The 7,189-nt window shown below is 73.8% G+C and carries 8 protein-coding genes; all 8 read left to right on the forward strand.

Translation table 11 applies throughout. The features are described from left to right. Positions 1-33 precede the first annotated feature (33 nt). On the forward strand, positions 34-522 hold the full coding sequence (gene uraD / locus QH283_RS06285) for a 2-oxo-4-hydroxy-4-carboxy-5-ureidoimidazoline decarboxylase (protein WP_280502076.1): 489 nt from the start codon (positions 34-36) through the stop codon (positions 520-522). After that, positions 519-878 (forward strand): hydroxyisourate hydrolase, encoded by a 360-nt coding sequence (uraH, locus tag QH283_RS06290; protein WP_280502069.1) that lies wholly within the window; start codon positions 519-521, stop codon positions 876-878. Before uraD ends, uraH begins: the two co-directional genes overlap by 4 nt. A gap of 6 nt (positions 879-884) precedes the next feature. Further along, positions 885-1,778 carry a factor-independent urate hydroxylase gene (gene pucL, locus QH283_RS06295; protein ID WP_280502070.1) on the forward strand — a complete coding sequence of 298 codons (894 nt, stop codon included), beginning with the start codon at positions 885-887 and terminating at the stop codon, positions 1,776-1,778. Then, positions 1,766-3,187 carry an 8-oxoguanine deaminase gene (locus tag QH283_RS06300; RefSeq protein WP_280502071.1) on the forward strand — a complete coding sequence of 474 codons (1,422 nt, stop codon included), beginning with the start codon at positions 1,766-1,768 and terminating at the stop codon, positions 3,185-3,187. The genes pucL and QH283_RS06300 overlap by 13 nt, the downstream gene beginning before the upstream one ends. Positions 3,188-3,474: 287 nt before the next feature. Beyond that, positions 3,475-4,068: an NADPH-dependent FMN reductase gene (locus QH283_RS06305; RefSeq protein ID WP_280502072.1), complete on the forward strand. Its 594-nt coding sequence runs from the start codon at positions 3,475-3,477 to the stop codon at positions 4,066-4,068. After that, positions 4,065-5,540, forward strand: a complete 1,476-nt coding sequence (locus QH283_RS06310) for a DHA2 family efflux MFS transporter permease subunit (RefSeq protein WP_280502073.1) — start codon at positions 4,065-4,067, stop codon at positions 5,538-5,540. Before QH283_RS06305 ends, QH283_RS06310 begins: the two co-directional genes overlap by 4 nt. A gap of 206 nt (positions 5,541-5,746) precedes the next feature. Continuing rightward, positions 5,747-6,604 carry an FAD binding domain-containing protein gene (locus QH283_RS06315; protein WP_280502074.1) on the forward strand — a complete coding sequence of 286 codons (858 nt, stop codon included), beginning with the start codon at positions 5,747-5,749 and terminating at the stop codon, positions 6,602-6,604. Next, positions 6,601-7,189: (2Fe-2S)-binding protein (locus QH283_RS06320; protein WP_280502075.1), on the forward strand; the 589-nt coding region annotated here is incomplete at its 3' end. The genes QH283_RS06315 and QH283_RS06320, both read left to right, overlap by 4 nt.

Genomic DNA, 7,189 nt, shown 5'->3' on the forward strand with positions numbered 1-7,189 from the left:
GGCGCGCCCGGGGCGGCTTGCGCCGCGCTCGCCGTGGCGGGGGCCGAGGCGGCGCTGCGCGCGTGCTGCGCCGCGCCCGGCTGGGTGCGCGGCATGCTCGCCGGCAGGCCCTACGGCACCGCGGCGCGGGTGTTCGAGGCCTCCGACGCGGTCCTCGCCCGCCTCGGCGAGGACGAGATCGACGCCGCCCTCGCCGGGCATCCCCGCATCGGCGACCGCCCCCGCGACGCCGAGTCGGCGCGCGACCAGGCAGGCGTGAGCGGCGCCGAGCGCGCGCTGCTCGACGCCCTCGCCGCGGGCAACCGCGCCTACGAACAGCGCTTCGGGCACATCTACCTGGTGTGCGCGGCCGGGCGGGACGCCGGGGAACTGCTCGGCGTGCTGCGCGCGCGGTTGGACAACGATCCGCAGACCGAACGGGAGGTGGTGCGCGTGGAACTGGCGAAGATCAACCGGGTGCGTTTGGGACGGCTGCTCGACGAGCTCGCGGCGGGCGGGCCGGGGGAAGGGACGCGCGCATGAGCGGCCGGGACACCGGCGAGCCCGGTCCGGGCGCGCGCGCCTGCGGATCGGTCAGCACCCACGTCCTCGACGCCGTGCGCGGCGTGCCCGCGGCGGGCATCGAGGTCGCCCTCCACGCGGGCGCCGAGCCGATCGCCCGCGCCACCACCGACGACGACGGCCGGGTGCCCGAGCTGGCCGCCGGTCTGGCGCCGGGCACCTACCGCCTGGTCTTCGCCACCGGCGCCTACTTCGCCGCACGCGGCCAGGAGACCTTCTACCCGGAGGTGTCGGTGACCTTCGCGACCGGGCCCGGCCACCACCACGTGCCGCTGCTGCTGTCCCCGTTCGCCTTTTCCACCTACCGAGGGAGTTGAGCGCCGATGCCGCTGACCGGGCCCATCGAACTGTCGGACAACCGCTACGGCAAGGCCGAGAACCGCATCGTGCGCATCTACCGTGACGGGCCGCGCCACGAGATCCGCGATGTCAACGTCACCACCACCCTGCTCGGCGATTTCGCCGACGCCTACGTCCACGGCGACCAGTCCGCGGTCCTGCCCACCGACACCCAGAAGCAGACCGCCTACGCCTACGCCAAGGACCCGGGCCTGAGCCCGATCGAGGCCTACGGGCTCGCGCTGGCCAGGCATTTCGTCGACGACATCGCTCCGGTGCGCGCCGCCCGTGTCGCCGTCGACGACTACGCCTGGCAGCGCGCGAAGGCCGGCGCGGGCGAACACGATTTCACCTGGGTGCGCCAGGGGCCGCAGGTCCGCACCGCCACCGTGACGGTCGGCGCCGCGGGGGCGTGGGTGGTCGGCGGCGTGCGCGATCTGGTGCTGTTGAAGTCGACCGGCTCGGAGTTCGCCGGCTTCCTGCGCGACGAGTTCACCGTCCTCGAACCCACCGACGACCGCATGCTGGCGACCTCGCTCACCGCGCGGTGGCGCTTCGCCGAGATCGAGGGCGTGGACTGGGAGGCCACCTACGCCGGCGTGGTGGCGCGGATGATCGAGGTGTTCGCCACCCGTCACTCGAAGGCGTTGCAGCAGACATTGTTCGAGATGGGTTCGGCGGCGTTGACCGACTTCCCCGTGTTGGCCGAGATCCGGCTGGCCGCGCCCAACAAACACCACTTCGACTACGACCTCGGCCGGTTCGGCATCGCCAACAACGGCGAGGTCTATCACGCCGACGACCGCCCGTACGGGTTGATCGAGGCCACCGTGCGCCGGGCCGACGCCCCCGAGCCGGGACAGGCATGGCAGCTGTGAGCGCGGGAGGACCTGTGGGCGGTGCGGGCGCGAGCGCGGCGGTGGATCGCGACGCCATCCCGACCCTGGTGATCGACGGTTGCGCCGTGGCCACCGTCGACGCGGCGGGCACCGAGTACCGCACCGGGCACGTGGTGCTGCACGGCAACCGGATCGGCGCCCTCGGCCCCGGCCCGGCGCCCGCCGTGGACGCCGCCCGCATCGACGGGCGCGGCTGCCTGCTCACCCCCGGCCTGGTGAACACCCACAACCACCTCTACCAGTGGATCACCCGCGGTCTGGCCGCCGACCACACCCTGTTCCAGTGGCTGCGCACCCTCTACCCGATCTGGGCGGGCATCGACGAGGACGCGGTGCGGGTGGCCGCCACCGGCGCGCTGGCCAGGCTGGCCCGCACCGGCTGCACCACCGCCGCCGACCACCACTACGTCTTCCCCCGCGACGGCGGCGACCCGCAGGCCGCGGAGATCGCCGCCGCCGCCGAGATCGGCCTGCGCTTCCACCCGACCCGCGGGTCGATGGACCTCGGCGCGAGTTCCGGTGGGCTGCCCCCGGATTCGGTGGTGGAAACACTCGACGAGATCCTCGCCGCGAGCGCCGAGGCCATCGCCCGCTGGCACGATCCGTCGCCGGACTCCATGCTGCGCATCGCGCTCGCCCCCTGCTCACCCTTCTCGGTGAGCCCCGACCTGCTGCGCGAGTCCGCCGCCCTGGCCAGGGCCGAAGGCGTGCGCCTGCACACCCACCTCGCCGAGACCACCGACGAACTCGACTACTGCCGCGAGCGTTTCGGCGCCACCCCCACCGAATACCTGGACGGACTCGGCTGGGTCGGCCCCGACGTCTGGTTCGCCCACGCCATCCACCTCGACGACCCGGCCGTCGCCACCCTGGCCCGCACCGGCTCCGGGGTCGCCCACTGCCCCACCTCCAACGGCCGCCTCGGCGCGGGCATCGCCCGCGTCCCCGATCTGCTGCGCGCAGGTGTCCCCGTCGGTCTGGGGGTCGACGGCGCCGCCAGCAGCGAATCCGGCGCCATGCTCGACGAACCCCGCCAGGCCCTGCTCTACGCCCGCGCCGTCGGCGGCCCCACCGCCATGAGCGTGCGCACCGCCCTCGAGCTGGCCACCATGGGCGGCGCCCGGGTGCTCGGCCGGGAGTCCGAGATCGGCTCCATCGAGGTCGGCAAGCTCGCCGATCTGGCCCTGTGGCGCATGGACACCCCGGCTCACGCGGGCATCGACGACCCAGTGGTGGCCCTGATCCTCGGCGACCGCCCGCCGTTGTCCGCGTTGATCGTGAACGGCCGGATCATCGTCCGCGACGACGAGATCCGCACCGTCGACGAATACGAAGCGGGCCGTGCCGTGGCACGCGCCCAGGCCGCCCTCGTCGCCGCCGCGGGCTAGCGCCCCGCCGGGCGGCTCGGGCGGGCGCCGCCGTGACCGCTGTCCCGCCGTGACCGCTGGGCTGGCGCGACCGCTGTCCCGCCGAATCGCTTGTCCGGGGGGTCCGCGTTCGACGGTGGTGCCGCCGTTTCCGAAGACGATGCGGCCGGATCGCTCTCGGAGCCGTGGGTTTCGACCCTCGGGGAGATCGGGAAGCGATCAGGACTTGACCTGAACAATGGTTGAGGTTGGAGGGTGGTGTGCGGGCGGCCGACGAGGGCCGCCGGAACGCACGAAGGGGAACACCTATGACGCACACATCGTCCGGGTCCGCCACGGTCGCGCCGCCGCTGCGGTTGACCGTGGTGGTCGGCAGCAGCAGGCAGGGACGGTACGCGCCGGTGGTGGCCGAATGGTTCCTGAAGCAGGCGACGACCAGGCCGGAGTTCGAGGTCGCCACCGTCGACGTGGGGGAGCTGGAATTGCCGCACGCCTTCGGCGCGCCCGCGCCGGGAGCCGAGCACATCCGGGCCGAGCTCGACGCGGCGGACGCCTTCGTGGTGCTCACGCCCGAGTACAACCACAGCTACCCGGCGGCGCTGAAGAACCTGGTGGACGCGCACGGCCTCGAATGGCAGGCCAAGCCGGTGGGTTTCGTCAGCTACGGCGGTTTGTCGGGCGGGCTGCGTGCCGTCGAACACCTGAGGGGTGTGTTCGCCGAGCTGCACGCGGTCACCGTGCGCGACACCGTCAGTTTCCACAACCCGTGGCAGGCCGGGGACGGGCTCGGGGCGGACGGGGCCGCCGAGGCCGCGGCCGCCACCCTGCTGGACCAGCTGGCCTGGTGGGGCGAGGCGCTGCGCACGGCACGGGCGGCCCGGCCCTACGGTGGTGCGCGATGACCGGGACCGAGGTCGCGACGTCGGCCGCGCGTCCGGGGCGGGCCGCGCGCGCCCCGATGACCGTCGCCCTGGTGCTGGTGGTCGGCTCGGTCATGGCGACGCTGGACCACACCATCGTGCATGTGGCGATCAATCGGCTCTCCGCCGAGTTCACCGCGCCGCTGCCCACCGTGCAATGGGTGGCCACCGGCTACGCGCTGGCCGTGGCCGGGGTGGTGCCCGTCGCCGCCTGGGCGATGGGCCGGTTCGGGGCCAAGCGGCTGTACCTGGTGGCGGTCGCGGTGTTCGCGTTCGGCTCGCTGCTGGCCGCTGCGGCGTGGAACATCGAGTCGCTCATCGCCTTCCGGGTGGTTCAGGGTCTCGGCGGCGGGCTGCTCATGCCGGTCGGGATGACGGTGCTGCTGCGCGCCGCCGACCCGGAGCGGCTCGGGCGGGCCATGAGCACGATGGGACTGGCGATTCTGGTCGGGCCGCTGGCCGGGCCGGTGCTCGGCGGATATCTGATCGACGAACTGTCCTGGCGGTGGATGTTCCTGATCAACATCCCGATCGCGGCGCTGGTGCTGGTGCTCGCGGTGCGGATCTTCCCGCCCGACGAACCGCAGCCGCACAAGCGCATCGACGCGATCGGACTGGCGCTCATGTCGCCCGGCCTGGCGCTGCTGATCTACGGCGTCACCGCGGCGGGGGAGCAGGGCGGTCTCGCCACCCCGGGCGTGCTCGTGCCGCTGCTGGCCGGGGCGACGCTGGTGGCGATCTTCGCGCACCGCGGGTCGACCGCGCCGGAACCGCTGCTGGACCTGCGTGTGCTGCGGCATCGCGAGGTGGGCCTGGCGGCCGTGCTGGTCGGGCTGTTCGCGATGGGCTACTTCGGCGCGATGTTGTTGCAGCCGCTGTACTTCCAGGTGGTGCGCGGCGAGAGCGCGACGGTCGCGGGCGCACTCGGCATTCCCTTCGCGCTGGCGTCGGGAGTGACGATGCAGATCGCGGGCCGGTTGATCGACCGCTTCCCACCCGGCCGGTATCTGCCGGTGTCCATCGCGGTCGGGATCGCCGGATTCCTGCTCTTCCGCGCGCAGCTCGACACCGACGGCTCCTACTGGGGCCTGTGCGCGGCCATGCTGTTGATGGGCGCGGGCGGCGGCGGCACCCTCATGCCCGCCATCACCACCGCCACCCGCGCGCTCACCCCGGACCAGCAGGCAGGCGGCAGCACCACGGTGAACCTGATCAGCACCACGGCCATGGCGATCGGCACCGCCGTGACCGCGGTCGCGCTGTCGGCTCTGTTGCCGGTAACCGGCGGCCTGCAAGCGCTGCACGGCCTCGACCCGGCCGCGCACGCCGCCCTGGCGCCCGAGCTGGCGGAAGCCTTCCGCACGGCCTACCTGATCGCACCAGCCCTCATGGTTCTGGCCGCGGTGGTCGCGGTCCTGCTGCCCCGCAGCCGGGCCGGTGGCGACGGCCGCTGAATCGGACGGCCGCTGAATCAGCGGGCGGTGCTCGTGCCGCCACCGCCGGGCGCGTCGATCGCTGTTCGATTGCCCGGCGGTGGATACTGCCGGGGCGATCGGTGCGCCGCCGTGTGACGCAGCCGCAACACGCCCGTGCTCGGGGCGCAACACGGCGGCAATGGCGCGCCCCTACCGTGGGCCGTCCGGGAGATGGGAGGTGCGCTGTGGATCTGGACACGATCCAAGAAGTCGTCGTACCCCGTGACCGGGCCGGATTGGCCGAAGCGGTGGCCGCGCCCGGCGCGGGTGTCCTGGCGGGCGGGACCTTCCTGTACTCCGAGCCGCAGCCGGAGCTGACCCGGCTGGTCGACCTCACCGGGCTCGGCTGGCCCGCGCTGACCCTGGACGAATGCGGGCTGGAGATCGCGGCGACCTGCACGCTCTCGGAGTTCGCCGGGTCGACGCCGGGTCGGGAACTGGGGCTGTCCCCGCGCTGGTTCGGCCTGCCCGCCACCGCGCTGTTCGCCGCCTCCTGCCGTGCCCTGCTCGCCTCGCACAAGATCTGGCGTAGCGCCACCGTCGGCGGCAACATCTGCCTGGCGCTGCCCGCGGGCGCGGTGCTGGCCGCCCTGGTCGCCCTCGACGCCGAGGCCACCGTCTGGCCCGCCGCGGGCGGCGCCCGCCGGATGCCGTTGCGCGCGTTCGTGACCGGTCCGGGCCGCACCGTGCTGGAGCCGGGCGACGTGCTGCGGTCGGTGCGGATCAACTCGGTGGTGCTGCTGTCGCGCGTGGCGATGCGCAAGGCCGCGCTGGCTCCGCTCGGGCGCTCCGGCGCGCTGGTCATGGGCCGCCGCGACATCGACGGCACGGTGGCGCTGACCATCTCGGCGGCCACCAGCAGGCCCGTGGTGCTCGACTTCCACGGCGTTCCCGGCCACGACGAACTCGACGATGCGCTCGCGGACATCGACCCCGGGCTGTGGTTCGACGATCCGCACGGCGACCCCGCCTGGCGCGCCCACGTCACCGGCCTGCTCGCCCGCGAGGTGTGCGCCGACCTGGCCGAGGGCGGGCGATCGTGAAATTCGAGATCGACGGGCGCGCGGTCGAAACCGACGTCCGCCCCGGCCAGTGCCTGCGCACGCTGCTGCGCGAACACGGTGCGCTCGCGGTGAAGAAGGGCTGCGACGCGGGCGACTGCGGCGCCTGCACGGTCATGCTCGACGGGTTGCCGGTGCACTCCTGCGTCACCCCCGCGCACCGCGTGGACGGCGCCACCGTCACCACCGCGAGCGGGCTCGGCACGCCGCGACAGCCGCACCCGATCCAGCGCCGCTTCCTCGAGCACTCCGCCTTCCAGTGCGGGTTCTGCACCGCGGGCATGGTGGTCACCGCGGCGGGACTGAGCTGCGCGGACGCGGGCGCGCCACCCGCCGGGGAGCTGCCCGAACTGCTCAAGGGAAATCTGTGCCGCTGCACCGGGTACCGGCCCGTCCTGGAGGCGCTCGCCGGACCGTCGCCGTGCGCGCCCGGTGACGCCGCGCCGCGTCCGGTCCCCGCGGGCATGGCGCCCGTGCTCGGCGCCGGCCTGCGCGCCCCCGCCGGACCGAGGGTGGTGACCGGCACCGAGCCGTTCACCATGGATTTCGTGGCGGGCGAATCCGAGC

The organism is Nocardia farcinica, from assembly GCF_029867845.1.
Lineage (GTDB): Bacteria > Actinomycetota > Actinomycetes > Mycobacteriales > Mycobacteriaceae > Nocardia > Nocardia farcinica_A.

Bases quoted from the DNA above. Each gene is read 5' to 3' on its own strand.
- uraH (WP_280502069.1), top strand. From the start codon at position 519: ATGAGCGGCCGGGACACCGGCGAGCCCGGTCCGGGCGCGCGCGCCTGC.
- pucL (WP_280502070.1), top strand. From the start codon at position 885: ATGCCGCTGACCGGGCCCATCGAACTGTCGGACAACCGCTACGGCAAG.
- QH283_RS06300 (WP_280502071.1), top strand. From the start codon at position 1,766: ATGGCAGCTGTGAGCGCGGGAGGACCTGTGGGCGGTGCGGGCGCGAGC.
- QH283_RS06305 (WP_280502072.1), top strand. From the start codon at position 3,475: ATGACGCACACATCGTCCGGGTCCGCCACGGTCGCGCCGCCGCTGCGG.
- QH283_RS06310 (WP_280502073.1), top strand. From the start codon at position 4,065: ATGACCGGGACCGAGGTCGCGACGTCGGCCGCGCGTCCGGGGCGGGCC.